The sequence below is a fragment of the Psychrobacter sp. W2-37-MNA-CIBAN-0211 genome, assembly GCF_040309405.1.
Lineage (GTDB): Bacteria > Pseudomonadota > Gammaproteobacteria > Pseudomonadales > Moraxellaceae > Psychrobacter > Psychrobacter glaciei.
On sequence record NZ_JBEOOU010000001.1, the window covers coordinates 158,302 to 175,300 of the forward strand.

The following is a 16,999-nucleotide window of genomic DNA, read 5'->3' on the forward strand; positions in this document are numbered from 1 at the left end:
GGAGCCAATCATGACCAAACCAAGCACCAAACCAAACACCAAGTCAAAAACCCAACCTCGCAAACCTACTTATATCAATCTTGACCCTACTAATGATCCTGAGAAAGTTTGTGAGGCGTATCGCCAAATCGCCATCAAGTCAAAACTTAAAGCGTCACTCAGCCATAAGCGACATTTTGATGCCCAACGTGAAGAAAACAAAATCGTTGTGGCTAAGTCCAAGGCAAAATCAATCTCTATCAAGCAAACCAAAGCGATCCGTTACCAAAACAATATATTGACTCACAATGCGACTAAAAGACGCACAGATATTCGCAACCGGCTTATTGCTGGCGGGTATAAGTCTAATCCTGAGAAAGCCAATGAGTGCAAAACGGCTAGAGAGGATATTGAGGTATTGCGGGCAGATGGACTTGATATTGTTGCTATCAATACTAGCGGAAGCTCGGTTACGGCAGATAAAGCCGTATCGATATGGGCGATTGACAACCTAAAGCGCGTCAAAGGCATTATCAATGGCACGAATACCACCAACTATGCGGCAATAGTATTGCTGCTACGCCCTATTTTCGAGGAGGGCTATTTAATCAGTCTTAGCAATAGTGACGGTTCCAAATTTTCGGTTACTCAGGCAATCACTCTTATGCGTAAGGCTGGCATGCCCATCTGTTCAGTTAAGAACAGCAGGCGTGAGACTGTATTGCGAGGCTGGGTGCTACCTAGTGTCGCTAATGGTCTTGCCAGCGTTGATGACACACAAATATAGCAGACGTAGAAAAGCCCACGGACAAGGTGGGCTTCGTATCAATTAGCCAAACAAAGATAATCAACAAAGGAATTATAGCACATGAATAACTTAGTGGTAATGAATAACTTAGTAGTAACGAATAATAATAAAAAATTGGGGTTACCAATATGAGCTTTAAATTAGTCGCACAGGTTTTCGATATTAAAGTGGGTAATCCACTTAGAAAGATGGTGCTGATAAAACTTGCTGACCAAGCTAACGACGACGGCGCTTGCTGGCCTAGTTATGAGTCTATAGCTAAGTCATGCGAGATTGTCAGACGTTCTGTTATTACTCATATCAAATGGTTAGAGGTTAATAACTTTTTATGGATAGAAAGACGCTACAACCCCGAAGCTCAAAAGAATTATAGCAATATTTATCACCTAACTTTGGATAAGGGTGTGATACCTAGTGCAGCAGATGCACCACCCACCCCTAGTGCAGTAGATGCACCACCTAGTGCAGCAGATGCACCATTAGGTAGTGCAGCAGATGCACCACCTAGTGCAGCAGATGCACCCAAACCTATCAATGAACCTATCACTAAACCTATCAAGGAAACTATCAGGGATTTAGGGGTGGCTGAGACAGTTGAAAAAACATTAACCGCTAAAGAAATTAAAAAGATTGAACGAACAGAAACTATCAACTTACTTTTCAGTAAATGGCTAGAGCTATCAGGTCAAAGAATTACCGCATCAGATAAACGTCTTAAACATATCAACGCAAGATTGAATGATGGTTTTACCGTTGAGCAGATAACAGAGGCAATGACGTTTGTAGCGACCGATGACTGGCATATCAGTGAAGGACATAACACGATAGAGATTGCCATACGTTCTACTGAACAGATTGAGGCTAAGTTGATTAAAGCCGCCGCCGTCAAAGTCAAGCAAAGCAAACCAGCCAACAGTAAACGCACCACAAGCGACCCACTAGCAGTGAATGACACATGGGGTGTATCTAGCACACCAATGACCGATGAGCAAAAAGCAGGATGGTTCAGAGACACGGCAGCCACCAATGACGATGACGACTTACCAGCCATGTTCACAGCCAACAGTCAAGGAGTGATAGACCTATGAATACTCAGACACTAGACAGACGCGCACCAACGCCCGCTAACCTAAGCTCATTTCATACCGCCCATCATGGCAAGTCACTCTCTCAGCTAATGGCTCAGATACCAGCAGACATAACGCTACATGAGATTAAAGCCGATTGCGTTGCACACGGTAAGCACACTTGGAAAATCAGCCAACGCGCTTATGACGCTGGCGAGACCGGTTGCCCAAAATGCAAGTCAGATCTTGATGAGCGCCGCAACAAGTTTATCGCAGGACGCCGTCAGTTATTAAACAACATCGATATGCCGATTGAACACATCAACGCCGATTTCTCTAGCTGGTCAGTCGGTGGCAGTGACGATATCCAAGCCCGCCAAGACAAAATCATTGCCTTTGCTGAGTCGTATGCCAAGTCCTATGCCAAAGGACACGCCAATATCTTACTCAGTGGTAGCACAGGTACAGGAAAAACCAAACTGGCTTGCCTCATAGCCAACGAGATTGTTAGACGTGCCTACCGTCCAAGTATGACCGTCCTATTCAAGCGCTCAGAACAAATCCAACAAGAAATTAAAGACACATGGAAACACAATTCACCAGTCACTAAAAAAGCCTACCTCGATATGCTCAGCCGTGCAGCGGTATTGGTCATTGATGAAGTGGGTGAAGCGGACACAGGGTTCAGTGAGAAAGCCAGTGACGCCGACCGTGAGACTTTATCCGCGCTCATCGACCGCCGCTATCAAAAAGGGCTGCCAACCATTATCACCACCAACCTATCGCCGGATGAGTTTTACGAGCAGCTCGGACACCGTGGCAGCGACCGCATCCGTCAGAACCTTGTATCAATCAACTGCGTGTGGGAAAGCTACCGCGAAGTGACCAGCCAACTGTTAGAGCTTTAACGGTGCTGGCACGTTCAATCATCAATCACCAAACCTGCTAGACAATCAATTTAATTAAGGCAATAAGCATGGACGTAAGTTTTGAGCGTGAAGACCAAAAAGATGAGTGGCTAACGCCGCCTGACATTCTAGCAATGCTGGGTGATTTTGACCTAGACCCATGCAGTCCTATTGGTAGACCGTGGGATACCGCCGCCAATCACTACACGGTTGCTGACGACGGTTTTCATAAAGAATGGGCTGGTCGTGTGTTCTGTAACCCGCCTTATGGTACAGAGACCAAGAAATGGCTGAATAAATGCGCCGATCATGGCGATTGTGTGGCACTGGTTTACGCCCGTACTGAGACCAAAATGTTTTTTGAGTCGATATGGAATAAAGCCAGCGCCATCTTCTTTTTTAAAGGACGCCTCAGATTTTATTCAGTGGATGGCATCAGAGGTGGAACCGCTGGCGCACCGTCAGTGCTCATTGCTTACGGTAAAGACAACGCTGAATTTTTAAAGAACATTGGCATCGCCGGTTGCTATATCGACTTGACCGATAGTGTCATGACGCAAAAAGTGGCGATATGAGAGTCATAGAGGGCGGTAATACGCCAGTCGATAGATATTTTGTCGCACTGGTTGAGGTGTTTTTACCGTGGGGCAGTCATAAGGACTGGGTAAGGTCGTTTGGTGACACCTTCTTATTTGAGCAGCCAACCCAGCTTAGTTATGACGAGATATTAGCCACCGCCGCCGCATCATGGACGATTGCCACCGACTTTGAAGTCACCAACTTTTATGAATTGAGCGCCGCTGATTACAAGGTGTTCATGGGTGATGACAGCCAATGGACGGTCATAGAGGAATAACCGCATGATTAACATATTGCTGATCAACAAGAATACCAAGCAGGACGTGGACGCTATTATCTTTCGCCCAAATGAGAACACCGTAATTTATACGGATGGTAAAAAAGACGTGATGACCGATAGCGACTATGAGCAAAACATTGTTGCAAAACCTAGTGAGTGATAACGCTGGCATGACACTCGACGAACACCGCTTTGAGCAATTAAAACAGAACGCCGCTCAGCATAAGACCAACGCTCAGACCCGTTTTAATAACATGGCACTGACGCAAGCGGGCGAGCTTTGCATTGGTATGTCTCGTAGCAACGAATGGAACCGCTATTCATGCAGCTACATGGAAGTGGACGGCGTGAGACTCAATGACCCGCGCCGATGGGATTTATACGGCAACAGCAGCGACCACCTAAGCGATTTGAGACTAGATACGGTACAAGTGGGTGTCAGAACCATTTAAACAGCAAGGAGCTACAAATTATGGCTAAATCACCGCGTATTAAGTGGGATGACTTGATGAAAACCCCAGCGGCAACTTTGAATAGTAAGAAACTGGCCGATTTATACAGCACCGCACCCGTTAAAAGTAAGAGCAAGTACAACAACAAAATTGTGATCTATAACGGTATTAAGTTTCATAGCATGGGCGAGGGCGACCGCTACCTAGTATTAAAAGACGCAGAACGTATTGGCACAATCGAAGACTTACGCTTACAAGTGCCTTACACGCTCGTTCCCGCCCGCATGAACGAAGCTGGCAAGAAAGTCCAAGCATTGAGATACATTGCCGATTTTGTTTATACCGATACCGCCACCGGCAAAGAAGTGGTTGAAGATTTTAAGGGCAAACGCACACAAAGCTATATCGATAAAGCAAAAATGATGTTTGACGTTTACAGCATTGAGATTTACGAAACTTTCGCACCAGCCAAACCAAAAAGGAAGCGCCGCAAATAACCGACCAACCGACCACCAACAGAGTCGCCACGCTGACAACCAACAACATAAATAGAAAATGTTTTAAACCTATGGAATATAAACAATGAGCAATAAAAATAAACCGATTATTTCAGACTATAACTATCAGTCAATGAATAACGGTCATTTAGAAGCATTAATCATAGAGACCAGTAATAAAATCAAAAAAAGAAAACATATGATTGAGTTATTGGCAATCACCCGTGATGAATTTATCGGTAGTTTATGGGTAAGCAAAAAGACACCAGACTTCATCATTGAAATATACGACATTGAAAACATAGACGGTGAGCCGGTTGTGAGTTATATGACGGAATACAGTGTCGGCGTAGTCGTTTGCAATATCAGTCATTTTGCCGATAGCTTTAAACCCATGCCCGCCGCCGTGCCACTCATGCCAGCAGCCAAAGCCATCGACCCTATCCGCTACTTTTATGTGACCTACGACTATAGTACCCGCCGTAAAAACAGTTACAACAAGGGCTGTATTTTTATACGTGTTGATGCTGGCGAGTTATTCAGTATTCCAATGCTAGAACGCTTTATCAAACATGATCTAAGTCGTGACTTAAACATTAAAGCCACCACCGTTATTATTAGTAATTGGAAACCCGTTTTAAAATCAGACTATGACAACTTTGTTAATGAGGCTCACGCATGAATACAGCAACCACATTTTTTAATCGACCACCCAAAAACCCGTTCTATTTTATAACGTTATTCATGGTGCAAATGGTCGCTATTATTATTCATTCACGGTTGGATGACTACTTTAAATACGCGGATAATATTTTTATAGTCATCGCTATTATTATTGCAGGCTTGATGATCATTAATGCGATTAGAGCGACCGCACAAAATAGAAGGCAGGCTAAGTATCAATGAAAGTATTAAAAGGCAGTCGCTAAAAGATAGGCAATAAAAAAGTACCGATGTTGACGCAAAGGTACTTTGGTTAAGCGATGGATGAGCAGAGCAGCCCATGTATTGATTGTATAAGGATTAATCCGTACTTACAACGTCATAGGCTCAGGGGATAAATTAGTGGCTAAGCAAACAGGTTATACCAAGCGCGACTTAAAAAAAATTAACGTCATCATGGGCGCAAACTTAAAAGCAGCACGTAAGAACGCGGGTATGACTCAAAAAGACGTGATGCAAGAGATATGGGGCGTATCGACCCGCAGCAACCGTATCAGTGAAATTGAGAACGGCAAAAAAGATTTGAGCGTGGTTGACCTATTAGTATTCCAGCGTATCTATGGTCAGTCCGTCGATTATATCTGTGGTCTATCATGTGAGCCGGAAATTGACATGTTGGCAGGTACGGCGAATCACATTGTCTCGTTATCCCACAACCTCATTGAAACCGTCACTACCAAATTTTCTGAGGTGCTGATTGAGCACATGAAGGTTATTTGTAAGAGTGATCATGAAGCGCTAGTAGACCGCTCAAAAGCCCTATGCCATGCCGTTAAATCAGAGTATTCAGAACGTGACGTTAGCCCAGTCGTCGGACGTGCCACTAATGATGTAATGCAAGTTATGCGAGTGATCGAAACCAAAAAGACCCTCCAGTCTAAGAAGGTTGAGACTCAGATGGTACAGATTATGGAGCGCATGGATAAGTTGGACGGGCATCGTTTAATCAGAGAGCGCGATGAGCCTTACCAATATTCAATGGCGTTGCCGTGTCCTGACATGATGGATGTGGTAGACAATATGATTGTCGGTGCTGGCAAGGAAGATGACGCCCGTTTTATAGGGGTATCTTATGAGTAAGGCCACCGCTGACGATGTATGGGCAGCCGCTAAGCTGATATGGGAAAACACCGCCAAGATTAGTGACCGTGATTTGATTGAGCAACTGACGATTAGTTTTGGTGAGCTTGCCCCAAAATCAAACGGCACGATTAGCAAGCGCCGCAAGAAAGAGGACTGGGAAAAGTCAAAGGACGTTAAGCAGGCCAACGCCAAAAGAGCACGGCAAAAATTGGAACCAAAACAAGCGGAAAGCACGGAAAACCGGAACCAAAATGACTCAGTTTTAAAAGTGGTTCCCTCAACAACCAATAGAGCACAAATATTGGAACCAAGCCCTCACTTGGAACCAAAAAGTCCCACACTAACGGAAATTACCGACACGATTATCATGAATGAGAAGCAACGCGCCGCTATCATCATTAAATCCCGTAAGCGTGTTGCACAAGTAGGAGAATTGACGGATGAGGGCTTGAAGGTTGCTTTGAGCGTTATACAGCACATGGACAGTGAAGACGGCGAACAAATACAAAAAGCCATTGTGATCTCAGACGCCTTGGCAACGACCGTCGATAAGCTGTCCCGTTCCATCAAATTGATTGCCGAGATTGAAATGCCACTTTGCGGTATCACGCCTGACGACTTTACCCAGTCCGACCGTGAGCGTCGAATGGGTGCGCTTGATAGCTTTGGTAATATCAGTGAGGAGGAAGACGCCGCCCGTGCGTTAAAACAACCGCTATTGATGGCTAGGCTGGCACGTTTGAAGGAAAGAGAGGATGACCCCAACTTTGGACGCGCCACTGATCCGAACCTTGAAGATGATGAGGGTTATGAGGGTGACGACGAGGATTATGACGATATCGATTACACGTCACTGGACGATTGACCCAAACGATAGACATTAAAAAGCCGCCCAACAGAATTGCTGGGCGACTACCAATTAACCCCGTAATTATGACACGCACTATCGCCTAAAAACAATGACAAACCCCTTGCATACCCAGCAGGGAACCCCTGAGCCGCCGCATCGGTTAGAAGTGACATACTAAGTGACCTAAACAGACAACGTAAGGCACGTATTATGACCATCCTAGACTACGATAGCAGCGGCTTTATCGTGGGTATTGACCGCATGAGCAAAGGTATTGATAACGTTCATGACGATACCCAAGAAATCGTGCAGATACTTAAGAGCCAAAATCAGATAGCCAATACTCGCATGAGTGAATTAACACGGTCTATCCAAAAATCAAACCATCAAGCCCGCCAGCAAAGTACCTTAAGTGCTAACCGTATTCACTTGCCAAGCAGTCCACGACAAGGGCAGCCCGCGCCACTTAATGCGCGTAATAGTGAGTCCGGCAACCGCTCAACCATCAGCCGCAATAGTATCAATCCGAACGAACGTGCCCGCCAGCGCTCATCGACCAGTGGCGCTGATCGAAACAGCACTGGTGCTAGTAGTGAACGTGACGCACAAGGACGGTTCTTATCCGGTAGTAGTAAGGACGGCTCATCATCTTTTAAAGGCTTAGGACACGGCAACATAAACACCAGCGGCGTTGACCCCGTGCTTGACAGTATGCGAGAGGCTAAAGAGCTACTATCTCCATTAGGGCGCGGCACTAAGCTGGCAGCCCGTGGCGTTAAGTTTAGCGTCTCAAAATTGAAGGCATTAAAACGCCGTGAGCCATTGCCCAATGATCAAACCCGCCACAATAACGAAAACGTCAAACTGCTAGATAAGATTTGGAAAGCCATTAGAAAACAGCGTGGTGGTGGTGGTGGTGGTCGTGGACTGGGCGGTGGCTTACTGGGTAGCTTGCTGGGCGGTGGTCGTGGTCGTCGTGGCGGCGGCTTACTAGGCAGACTGACGGGCTTTTTGGGCAAAAAACTGCCTTACATCGGCGCGGCTATTGGTGCTGGCTCGTTGGCGACTAACTGGGGCGACATGACCGACCAAGAGAAAGCCGCTGGGGTTGGCAAGCAGGGCGGCATGGTTGCTGGCATGGCAGCAGGTGCGGCTGGCGGGGCAGTGGTAGGCTCAGTGGTTCCCGTTATCGGTACAGCTATCGGCGGGCTAGTAGGTGCAGGCATTGGTGGCTGGATAGGTAGCGGCGCTGGTGAGGCGTTAGGCAATACCGCCTCACCCTACATTGAGAGTTGGACAAGTGCCATTACCGCCTATAACTTGCCTAAAAAGATGGGCGACACATGGGATAACGGCATCAAGCCCTTTTTTACCCGTATGGATAGCATCGCTGGCAAGATGAGTACATGGCTTGAAGGCAAGATGACCGGCGCGGCTGATTTTGTGAGTGGGGCTGCCGGACTAGCAATGGATGGCATGGGCTTTGGTGACGAAGGTTTAGGCTCATTATCTGCTAAGTATGAAGGTAAAATTGGTTCAGCCAATCCCGACAATAAGGGCTGGGCTTATGGTAAGTATCAATTCAACTCAGAGACCGGCGGGCTTGACCAATTCTTTCAAGACAATCCGGACTATGCCAAACAGTTTAGCGGGCTTACACCAGCCAGCGACGGGTTCAATAAGAAGTGGAAGGACATAGCCGCCAATGACGGGGAAAACTTTGGCAAGGCACAAGATAAAAGCGCCGCGAAGTTATGGTACGCACCCGCCGCCAAAAGTGCCAAAGAGAAAGGCTTTAAGATGGATGATCGCGGCGTTCAAGAGGCGATTTTTAGTGGCAGTATTCAGCATGGCGGGATTAAGAAAGTCATTGCCAGCGCATCGAGTCAAAAAGGCTTTGCTGACATGAACGCTGAGCAACAGATAGAAGCGTTTTACAAAAGCCGTCGTGCCTATGCTCGTAAGAACGTCAAGCCATCGGTCATGAAAGGGCTTGATAAGCGCTATGATGCTGAATCACAAGATGCAGTCGCCTTATCGCGTAGCTCAAAACAAAAAGATGAGGTCAAAGCCGCCCTCAAATCGGCAGTCTCAACGGTTGCTGAGGTCATAACCCCGAACACGCCAGCCGATACCAGCAAAGAAAATGCCAGTTCAGTGAGTCGTAAGGCTAAATTGAACAACAGCGCGTTAGGCGTGAGTCTAGGCGGTATGACAGCCACTAACCCTAGCCAAAATACACCCACCAGTGAGTTGCCGCTCATCTTTAAGCCATCTGCCAGTAAAACGGTCAATGACTTTAGTTCTGCGCCCGCCAACTTGCCATCCATCCCCACGCTTAAGTTACCGGTTGCTCAAAAAATGAGACAGCGATTAGACAGCGGCGGTGACAACAAGCCGATGATCATGCAGTCCAGTAGCGACACCATTAACCAAAATGTGTCAGACAGAGACTTGGCTCATGCTATCACTGGTGGCTTAGGACAAGGGCGTTTTACCGGTTAAGCACCCTTGGCTGGCAGGTCATGCCAGCAGCTAGGAACCCCTTAAAAAGCAAGTCTGCAATGCCCCTTAAAATAGACGTAACAACAACGTTCATTTAAGGGGCATTTTTCATGTTAAAGAAAACCAAGTTAATCACCTATAACTTAGGCGACCGTGGACGTTCAGAGGGCTTAGGCACTGACCGATCAGACGTTAGCATTCAATCGATGGTTGAACGTATCAACGCATCGGACACCCAAGAGCTGGTCGCCTCCGGCGATATGTACGGCTATTACGGTCATGAGTTGCGCGGTCGCTTTGGTATGAACCCGCCTGACGTGTGGGTTAATCCTGAGAGTGGCGAGTCCATTCGCTTAGAACCCGCTATCCGTACCATCAAATTGAGCGCCGACAATGACGGCAACGTGACCCATCAAGAGGAATTTTTAGACACCGACAACGGTAAGTATTCAGAACGCCTTTACGCCAACAACGCGGGCGGCTTTAGTAGTGCCGTCATGCGTAAGATGGGCAATGCTGGCAAGTACGACGTGACTGGTTTTCATGGCTTTGATTATGTGCGTCAGCCCAACTATCACACCAACCGTGGCAATGGCATGTTTGATGCGATGTTTTGGTCGGATGAAGACGTAGAAATGGCGTTTGATAGCCTGACTGGGTTAAGTCCTGAACGAGTGGCAATGAAAGCGGCTTTAGAGACTGCCATCATTCACCAGTACGACAGCGTGGCAACTGCCATCAACGCCGACACCATGATTGCTCATTACCAAAATGAGGCGCTTGTGTCACAAAACGCCCTTATCACGAGAGACAAACGACAAGCCAGCCTAGCCAAGCGCCAAGAGGAACGCCAAGAAGCCATCTATGACAACCTCATTTGCCCCTCAGTATCGTTTGATGAGATTACCGCCCAGTGGGATAACTTTGCCAATTTAGGGACAAGTGACGCCGACTTGCGTACCACTGCCACCGCTCAGCAATTCTTTGCCGATAAAGAACATGACCAGCAACGCACTCACTTATTCAAACGGTCGTAATAGGAGACAGTCATGAGCAACGTTAATCCTTTATTTTCGCCGCTTGAAAGTATGCAACTCGCATGGGGCTTGAAGTTGAGAGACTTTAGGCAATGGTCGTCGCCAAGAGGCCAACAGTCAATTCGTGACTGGAAAACCCGCCAGCTTGAAGGCTCAATTATTGTCGCTAAAAGCAGCATGATGGACGATACCGAGGCAATGTTGAGAGCCGTTCAAGAGAACAACAACGCCCGCGCCATCGGTGACAAAACCAATTCCGGTACGTCGGTCTATTTACCGGTCATGATTACCGCTATCAGTGGTATTGAGTCACCACCTGACCGCGATGTGGTTATTGATCATCCCAACTGGGCAAACGTGGTGATAAGCAATGACCCATTACAGCGCGTCGTACAAATGCGAACGGCGTCGTCGTCTTATCGTTGCCAAATCGCCTTTTTTAGTCCCGATCCACATGCGGCATCCGCGATTGCCAATCAGTTTGTCAGCTTTTGGAAGCATGAGGGCAAACGCGGCGTTGATGTTCATTATGACATTGGCTTTGCTGGCGTGAAGGTTATTAAAGATAAGTGGAATTTTAGAGTCGTTGAAAACACCCTTTATCCGGACAAAATCGATGTAGGTATGGACAACATTTATGGGGCAAGTGTCGATTGCATCATTGTTGGCGTTGAACCAACCGTCGTCGGACTGGGCGGGCTTGACGATGACATTACCGACACTGGGGAACCTGACGGTAGCATCCCGCCAAAATTGCCACCCGTTGAAGGCAACCGTGACCCCGCTGATCAACTCAATAGCTTTGTGATTGAGGCCGATATCATTGAGCGTTCAGCAAAACGGCATACCCGTGTGGCTATTGATGCTGATACCGGCGTTATTACCGAAAGCAATATTAAGGATGACGCCCCATGAGTACCGATGACCAAACCGCCCAAAAGCAATCGATTAAGGATAAGGTCATGGCAAAGGTGAAGGAGGCAATCACCCCAGCGCCAAAACCCAAGGTTAACCCCAATCTTATCGCCATTGATTCCCGCGCCGCTACCTATGACGGTGAGCCTATCCGCGTCATGGCAGTGACCGCATCCGACACGGGAAAAATCCTAGTCAGTAAACAAAAAGAGTGGCGTGATCCGGTCGAGCCAGCGGGCAATACCACCGTCGTTACCGATACCCCCAATACCTTCAATCATTGGAGCCTATCGTTTGATGAGGGCACACAAATGAAGGAGGTCATGGCAGCCTATAAAGCCAGTCTTGCCGCTGGCTTGTTATCGCTTGATGACAGCTTAAGACGTTATGACCCCGCTGGTGTTATTCAGACCCGTAAGGTCGATGAGCGCGGTAAGTCATTGGACTTTGACAGCATGGGTATGAATAACGGGCATATCGCCATTTTACTGGCAATATGGGCGGCTCAAAAGTCACACGGTGGCTATATTATTACCCTCCCGCCTGACCAGTCCAGTGAGGATGAGGATGAGTCGGACGGTGAGTTTGATATGTTGCCGTTTAGCGTCTAATGATAGTAATCAAGGGCGTGACAGATGGATGACTTACTAGACTTACCTGAGTGGAATGAGGCGTGTAAACGTTATCGCTACGACATAACGCGCTTTGCCGTTGAAGCGTTAGGCATGACCGAAAAAGAAGGTCAAGCAGTGACCTATCAGCAGCAGCTACTTTTTGAGTCTATCGTTATTCCCAGTAGTCGCACCAGTGTGGCATCCGGTCACGGTTGTTTTGGTTATAACACTGAAATCATGTTGTCCGATGGCTCAGTCAAGTATGTGCAAAACATTGGCATGGACGACCTCATCATGGGCGATGACGGGGTGAGTGCTCGTCACGTCATGGAGGTGGTCAAAGGACGGCAACACCTTTATCGTTTTACCTATAGTGATGGAACCAGTCACGTTTTTAACGACAGCCATACCCTCATCATGCGGCGGGCTGGCACGACCAAAACAATCACCGTCAGTGACTACCTTAAGGATGGGGCGGGCATTGGCTTTTACTGTTACCGGTACATTAACGGCGTCTATGTGGACATGCCTATCAAGTGCGTTGAGGCGATAGGCATTGGCAACTATTACGGCTTTGTGCTCGATGGCAACAGCCAGTTTTTAGGCGGTGACTATACCGTGCTACACAATACCGGTAAGTCTCGCAGCGCGGGCATTATCGCCTTGTGGCATTTACTGTTTTACCCTGAATCGGTGATGTTGTTTACCGCCCCGCAAATTGGACAGCTACAAACGGTCGTTTGGAAAGAGATCAATATCTGTTTGCAGCGCCTTAAGAACAACAAGGCATTAGGCTGGCTTGCTGAATACGTCGTCAATTTAACCGAAAAAATCTACATTAAGGGCTTTAAAGATACATGGTTCGTCTTTGCTAAGACCGCCCCAAAGCATCAACCGACCAACATTGCCGGACAGCATGGCGATTATTATATGGTGTGGGCTGATGAGGCTTGCGGTATCGATGACGCGGTAATGGAAGTCGCTATTGGTGCATTGACTCACAAGAATAACCGAGCGGTACTGACTAGCCAGCCTGCGACCAGTACCGGCTTTTTCTATGACACGCACCACAGCTTAAGTTATAAGAACGGCGGCTTATGGATAGCATTAGAGTTTAACGGGGAAGACTCGCCACTGGTCAGTGAAGAAAAATTGATTGAGGCTCTGTACCAATACGGCAGTCGTGATCATGCCGGTTACATGATCCGCATCCGTGGCAAGTTCCCTGAAATGAAAGGCAAGTATCTACTGACGCGCTCAGAGATAACCGCCATGCTTAAGCGTAAGCCCGCCGTCAAAGAGAGCGATGAATACGGCTATATTATTACCGTCGATGTGGGCGGCGATGTGGGGCGTGATAGCAGTGTGATATCGGTCTTTAAAGTCATTGATAAGGACTACAAAAAACGCGTTGAGCGCCATGTGCATTTAATCGATATACCGCTATTCAGTAATAGGGCAAACATCAATGAGCTTAAGGCTCAGATTTACGCGGCTGTGGCTGAGTATGCGGGCGCAACGTTGGTGATTGACCCTATGGGTGCTGGCATGGGTTTATGTCAGTCATTGAAGGCTGAGGGCTTGTATTTTGAGTCGGTCAACTGGGGTGTGCCTTGTTTCAATAATAACCTTAAGTTGCTTTACTTCAATAAGCGGGCACACGCCTATGTGACTATGACCAAAAGCGTTGAGCGCGGCTTGTTCAGTATCAGCAATAAAGTACGGCGCATGTTTCAAGTGACCAAGAACCTTGAAACACAGATGAGCCGGTTGCCGTATTTCTTTGATGAGAAATCACGCTGGGGCATTACCAGTAAAAAGGACATGCTGAGCAAGGGCATAACCTCACCGGATATTGCCGATACCTTTGCCTTTGCCTTCATGGAGCGGATCAGCTATTCACCGGTCAATAAAGTTGAATTTGTGGGCACGGCAAAAGATAAAGAGCAATGGGGCGATATTAATGAGTTGGCGGCTATGCTTTAGGCTATATCGATCAGATCGTAAGATGCTGATAAATATAATTATATTTGCTAAAAAGGCTGTTTTTAGGCTATATTGGTCATTTGGTTGTTAGCTGTGCATTAGCTGCATTATTTGCTATAATGATTGCGCTAGCAGAGTGTATCGAGCAGGGGTTCCTATTTGATGTGCACAGCATGAAACTAGCTGACTAATAAAGCATTCGCGTAAGGCGTAAACTAGGTTGTAGCTTCAACTAGGAAGCCCTGTGCGTTGGTTAGTGCCCAACCGCAACCGAAAAAGCCCATCTATTAATTTAGATGGGCTTTTTCTTGTCTGCGAGTTAGACCAACTACCGAGAGTTTATCGTAGTTCAGCTATTAGATATTATCTAACCACTGGAACACCGCCCGCCGTACTTGCCAGCACACGCTACACTGATACCATAATTAAACGATTATGGATAAAAGAGATGGCAGACCCTATTATTTTTAAAACCACCGAGGCTGGCAAGCAAGCTGCATTGCAAGCCCTCAATGATAGCACCAAGATACTGATCGATTTAACCCATGTGGCCGTAGGTAGGAGTAAATACACGCCAACAGGCAATGAGACCTCATTGAAAAATGAAGCGGTGCGTAGCGATATTGTGTCAGGGGAGGTGGTAGACAATACATTGCGTTTCTCTAGCACTATTTATGCTAGTGAGGTAACGCCAGTATATGAGATGGGAATATTAACCAGAACAGGCGTGTTGTTTGCTGTTGCTGCATCTAATACAACCCCGCTTGTTACGGTTTATCCTGACATCGCTTTTGTAGCCTCATTCGGCATCTCTATTAATGATATCAACGCAGGCAGTATTACTGTCAGCACAGATATCGATAGCAATATCGCACCGGTACTCATGCAAAACCATTTAGCCACGCCTAACCCGCATCCGCAATATGTGAGCGTTGAGCGCTTCCAATTCCTGCTAGACGTTATGTTCCCTATTGGCTATATACATTATTCTCATAGTGCCACCAACCCTAAGTCAGATTTTGATGAATTGCTGGGCACGAATACCAAGTGGCGGCGCTTAAACGGCAAAATTATTGTAGCGACTGATCCGAACGATAATTACATCAAAGACGTGGGCTTAACACTGGGGCAAAAGGGCATGACCACACTTGCCAGCAGCAATGAACGCCCACACGTCTATCCGCTGCATACCACCAACATATTTGAGCGTTACGACGCATCGACCGAGGTTGAGACCGTTTGGCAAGTGACCGCTAATAAAATAAATGTCAATGAGGGCGCTAGTGTGCGCTTTACTGTGTCGGCTAACAATTTACCGGATGGGCAAGGGCTGGCATGGACAATCAAAGAGGGCAGCTTGAACAGTGCCAGTAATGACATTAGCCAGCCGGACAATACCGAGACTGGTAGCGTGACGCTTAACAATGCGTCAGCAATCATCGATTATATGACCACAGCCGAGGACAACGATATTGAGTCACAAAAGCATGTCCGATTGACACTAGGCGCACCAGCTAACCTATCGATAAACGTGCCCATCAATGACGCTGGCAAGACCGAAACCGCTATTCATATTATCAGTAGCAGTAGCACGGGTATTGTGCTCGATGAGTATTACAAGCAACAAAGCGGCGCTTATCCGCAAGAGAATGACAAGATTCGCTTTATCGTTGATGCAGGCGTTGACATTATCGCCCCTAATACCAACACGCCAGCCATGATTGAGGGCGCAAACTGGGCGACCGGCGCAGAGATTATCGTTGAGAATAGAGGGCGTATTTTAGGGCATGGTGGTGATGGTGGTCGTTCTGCTTATCAGTACAAGTTTTGGAATGATGGGGGAGATATTATTAGTCCTAGTAGGTCTTTGATGAGAAATCCTAATGTCGGCGGTGATGGTGGTACGGCGATTAAGTCAACCACTAGATCGATACTGGTGGAAAACCACAACATTATTGCGGGCGGCGGCGGCGGTGGCGGTGGCTTAGGCGCTTACAGAACGGCAGGTAGTTATAACTTTGTTATTGGTGGTGGTGGTACAGGTGGTGGTGCGCCGCTTGGTAAGCGTTCACCAAACGAAGGCACTTATAGCATGTACTTAGAGGACACGACGGCCACAGGTAAAAAGCTATTCATACCTACCGATGATTATTTTAGGGTATTTTTTCAGAAGGTTGACGGTTCTCAGGCCAATGGTTCGGGCAGCGCCGGTGATTATACCTATGCAGCGGAATATAACGCGCCCAACCTCGAAGAAACTAGAGCTATTGACCTTGAAATATCGTCCACGTCAGACGTCAGGGCTAGCGCTGGTTTTAAGGATTATCGTATTGCAGCTATTGCTGGGTATATAGTTAATCGTGCGTTGATTTTAAAAATGTCTCAGCCTGCAACCATCGAAGCTAAAGGGAGTGGTGGTGCAAACATTGCCGCTTCTCCAACCGCTTATCCTAGTGCTAGTCAAGACCCATATCCTGAAGGCGATCAGCCTACACTTACCCGTGGTGGCGATGGCGGCTTACACGGACAAAACGGACAAAGCGGCACTTTTGATAAAATATATTCTTATAACGGCGAAGGTGAAGCCACAGAAACCACGTCAGACAATACCAGTTGGTATATCTCGCCAGCAGCGGGCGGGCTGGCAGGTTACGTTAAACAAGGTTCTGTGACCATTACCAACTTTAGCGGTGGTACAAGCAAGGGGCGCTCATAA

The 16,999-nt window shown here is 47.2% G+C and carries 18 protein-coding genes; all 18 read left to right on the forward strand.

All coding sequences use genetic code 11. From position 1 onward, the window contains the following. Positions 1-10 precede the first annotated feature (10 nt). The 18 genes from AAEY72_RS00705 (at position 11) to AAEY72_RS00790 (ending at position 16,999) form a co-directional block, all read left to right on the forward strand. On the forward strand, positions 11-766 hold the full coding sequence (locus AAEY72_RS00705) for a hypothetical protein (protein ID WP_352309052.1): 756 nt from the start codon (positions 11-13) through the stop codon (positions 764-766). 149 nt (positions 767-915) lie between these two features. After that, complete coding sequence (locus AAEY72_RS00710) at positions 916-1,875, forward strand: helix-turn-helix domain-containing protein (protein WP_352309053.1); 960 nt, start codon at positions 916-918, stop codon at positions 1,873-1,875. Next, entirely contained in the window at positions 1,872-2,762 is an 891-nt protein-coding gene (locus AAEY72_RS00715; RefSeq protein ID WP_352309054.1) for an ATP-binding protein, read from the forward strand. Before AAEY72_RS00710 ends, AAEY72_RS00715 begins: the two co-directional genes overlap by 4 nt. Positions 2,763-2,830: 68 nt before the next feature. Then, entirely contained in the window at positions 2,831-3,337 is a 507-nt protein-coding gene (locus tag AAEY72_RS00720; RefSeq protein WP_352309055.1) for a DNA N-6-adenine-methyltransferase, read from the forward strand. Continuing rightward, positions 3,334-3,618 carry a hypothetical protein gene (locus tag AAEY72_RS00725; RefSeq protein WP_352309056.1) on the forward strand — a complete coding sequence of 95 codons (285 nt, stop codon included), beginning with the start codon at positions 3,334-3,336 and terminating at the stop codon, positions 3,616-3,618. The genes AAEY72_RS00720 and AAEY72_RS00725 overlap by 4 nt, the downstream gene beginning before the upstream one ends. Positions 3,619-3,622: 4 nt before the next feature. Then, a complete protein-coding gene (locus tag AAEY72_RS00730) occupies positions 3,623-3,781 on the forward strand; it encodes a hypothetical protein (protein ID WP_352309057.1) in 159 nt (52 codons plus the stop codon). Beyond that, the gene (locus tag AAEY72_RS00735) at positions 3,747-4,073 is read left to right on the forward strand and encodes a hypothetical protein (RefSeq protein WP_352309058.1); all 327 of its coding nucleotides are present in this window, start codon (positions 3,747-3,749) and stop codon (positions 4,071-4,073) included. The genes AAEY72_RS00730 and AAEY72_RS00735 overlap by 35 nt, the downstream gene beginning before the upstream one ends. 20 nt (positions 4,074-4,093) lie before the next feature. After that, on the forward strand, positions 4,094-4,570 hold the full coding sequence (locus AAEY72_RS00740; protein ID WP_352309059.1) for a DUF1064 domain-containing protein: 477 nt from the start codon (positions 4,094-4,096) through the stop codon (positions 4,568-4,570). Between the two features lie 85 nt (positions 4,571-4,655). After that, the gene (locus AAEY72_RS00745) at positions 4,656-5,252 is read left to right on the forward strand and encodes a hypothetical protein (protein WP_352309060.1); all 597 of its coding nucleotides are present in this window, start codon (positions 4,656-4,658) and stop codon (positions 5,250-5,252) included. Next, entirely contained in the window at positions 5,249-5,476 is a 228-nt protein-coding gene (locus AAEY72_RS00750) for a hypothetical protein (RefSeq protein WP_352309061.1), read from the forward strand. The genes AAEY72_RS00745 and AAEY72_RS00750 overlap by 4 nt, the downstream gene beginning before the upstream one ends. Positions 5,477-5,635: 159 nt before the next feature. Next, on the forward strand, positions 5,636-6,373 hold the full coding sequence (locus AAEY72_RS00755; protein ID WP_352309062.1) for a helix-turn-helix transcriptional regulator: 738 nt from the start codon (positions 5,636-5,638) through the stop codon (positions 6,371-6,373). After that, positions 6,366-7,241: a hypothetical protein gene (locus AAEY72_RS00760; protein WP_352309063.1), complete on the forward strand. Its 876-nt coding sequence runs from the start codon at positions 6,366-6,368 to the stop codon at positions 7,239-7,241. The genes AAEY72_RS00755 and AAEY72_RS00760 overlap by 8 nt, the downstream gene beginning before the upstream one ends. Positions 7,242-7,436: 195 nt before the next feature. Beyond that, the gene (locus AAEY72_RS00765; protein ID WP_352309064.1) at positions 7,437-9,731 is read left to right on the forward strand and encodes a VgrG-related protein; all 2,295 of its coding nucleotides are present in this window, start codon (positions 7,437-7,439) and stop codon (positions 9,729-9,731) included. A 110-nt stretch (positions 9,732-9,841) separates the two neighbouring features. After that, on the forward strand, positions 9,842-10,768 hold the full coding sequence (locus AAEY72_RS00770) for a hypothetical protein (protein ID WP_352309065.1): 927 nt from the start codon (positions 9,842-9,844) through the stop codon (positions 10,766-10,768). 12 nt (positions 10,769-10,780) lie between these two features. Further along, positions 10,781-11,683 (forward strand): hypothetical protein, encoded by a 903-nt coding sequence (locus tag AAEY72_RS00775; RefSeq protein WP_352309066.1) that lies wholly within the window; start codon positions 10,781-10,783, stop codon positions 11,681-11,683. Next, complete coding sequence (locus tag AAEY72_RS00780; RefSeq protein WP_352309067.1) at positions 11,680-12,294, forward strand: hypothetical protein; 615 nt, start codon at positions 11,680-11,682, stop codon at positions 12,292-12,294. Before AAEY72_RS00775 ends, AAEY72_RS00780 begins: the two co-directional genes overlap by 4 nt. Before the next feature lie 24 nt (positions 12,295-12,318). Beyond that, a complete protein-coding gene (locus tag AAEY72_RS00785) occupies positions 12,319-14,283 on the forward strand; it encodes a Hint domain-containing homing endonuclease (RefSeq protein ID WP_352309068.1) in 1,965 nt (654 codons plus the stop codon). 244 nt (positions 14,284-14,527) lie between these two features. Next, positions 14,528-16,999, forward strand: coding sequence for a hypothetical protein (locus tag AAEY72_RS00790; protein ID WP_352309070.1), 2,472 nt, complete (start codon positions 14,528-14,530; stop codon positions 16,997-16,999).

What these genes read in the sequence shown, in the direction of transcription:
- AAEY72_RS00705 (WP_352309052.1), top strand. Translation starts at nt 11, where the DNA reads ATGACCAAACCAAGCACCAAACCAAACACCAAGTCAAAAACCCAACCT.
- AAEY72_RS00710 (WP_352309053.1), top strand. Translation starts at nt 916, where the DNA reads ATGAGCTTTAAATTAGTCGCACAGGTTTTCGATATTAAAGTGGGTAAT.
- AAEY72_RS00715 (WP_352309054.1), top strand. Translation starts at nt 1,872, where the DNA reads ATGAATACTCAGACACTAGACAGACGCGCACCAACGCCCGCTAACCTA.
- AAEY72_RS00720 (WP_352309055.1), top strand. Translation starts at nt 2,831, where the DNA reads ATGGACGTAAGTTTTGAGCGTGAAGACCAAAAAGATGAGTGGCTAACG.
- AAEY72_RS00725 (WP_352309056.1), top strand. Translation starts at nt 3,334, where the DNA reads ATGAGAGTCATAGAGGGCGGTAATACGCCAGTCGATAGATATTTTGTC.
- AAEY72_RS00730 (WP_352309057.1), top strand. Translation starts at nt 3,623, where the DNA reads ATGATTAACATATTGCTGATCAACAAGAATACCAAGCAGGACGTGGAC.
- AAEY72_RS00735 (WP_352309058.1), top strand. Translation starts at nt 3,747, where the DNA reads ATGAGCAAAACATTGTTGCAAAACCTAGTGAGTGATAACGCTGGCATG.
- AAEY72_RS00740 (WP_352309059.1), top strand. Translation starts at nt 4,094, where the DNA reads ATGGCTAAATCACCGCGTATTAAGTGGGATGACTTGATGAAAACCCCA.
- AAEY72_RS00745 (WP_352309060.1), top strand. Translation starts at nt 4,656, where the DNA reads ATGAGCAATAAAAATAAACCGATTATTTCAGACTATAACTATCAGTCA.
- AAEY72_RS00750 (WP_352309061.1), top strand. Translation starts at nt 5,249, where the DNA reads ATGAATACAGCAACCACATTTTTTAATCGACCACCCAAAAACCCGTTC.
- AAEY72_RS00760 (WP_352309063.1), top strand. Translation starts at nt 6,366, where the DNA reads ATGAGTAAGGCCACCGCTGACGATGTATGGGCAGCCGCTAAGCTGATA.
- AAEY72_RS00765 (WP_352309064.1), top strand. Translation starts at nt 7,437, where the DNA reads ATGACCATCCTAGACTACGATAGCAGCGGCTTTATCGTGGGTATTGAC.
- AAEY72_RS00770 (WP_352309065.1), top strand. Translation starts at nt 9,842, where the DNA reads ATGTTAAAGAAAACCAAGTTAATCACCTATAACTTAGGCGACCGTGGA.
- AAEY72_RS00775 (WP_352309066.1), top strand. Translation starts at nt 10,781, where the DNA reads ATGAGCAACGTTAATCCTTTATTTTCGCCGCTTGAAAGTATGCAACTC.
- AAEY72_RS00780 (WP_352309067.1), top strand. Translation starts at nt 11,680, where the DNA reads ATGAGTACCGATGACCAAACCGCCCAAAAGCAATCGATTAAGGATAAG.
- AAEY72_RS00785 (WP_352309068.1), top strand. Translation starts at nt 12,319, where the DNA reads ATGGATGACTTACTAGACTTACCTGAGTGGAATGAGGCGTGTAAACGT.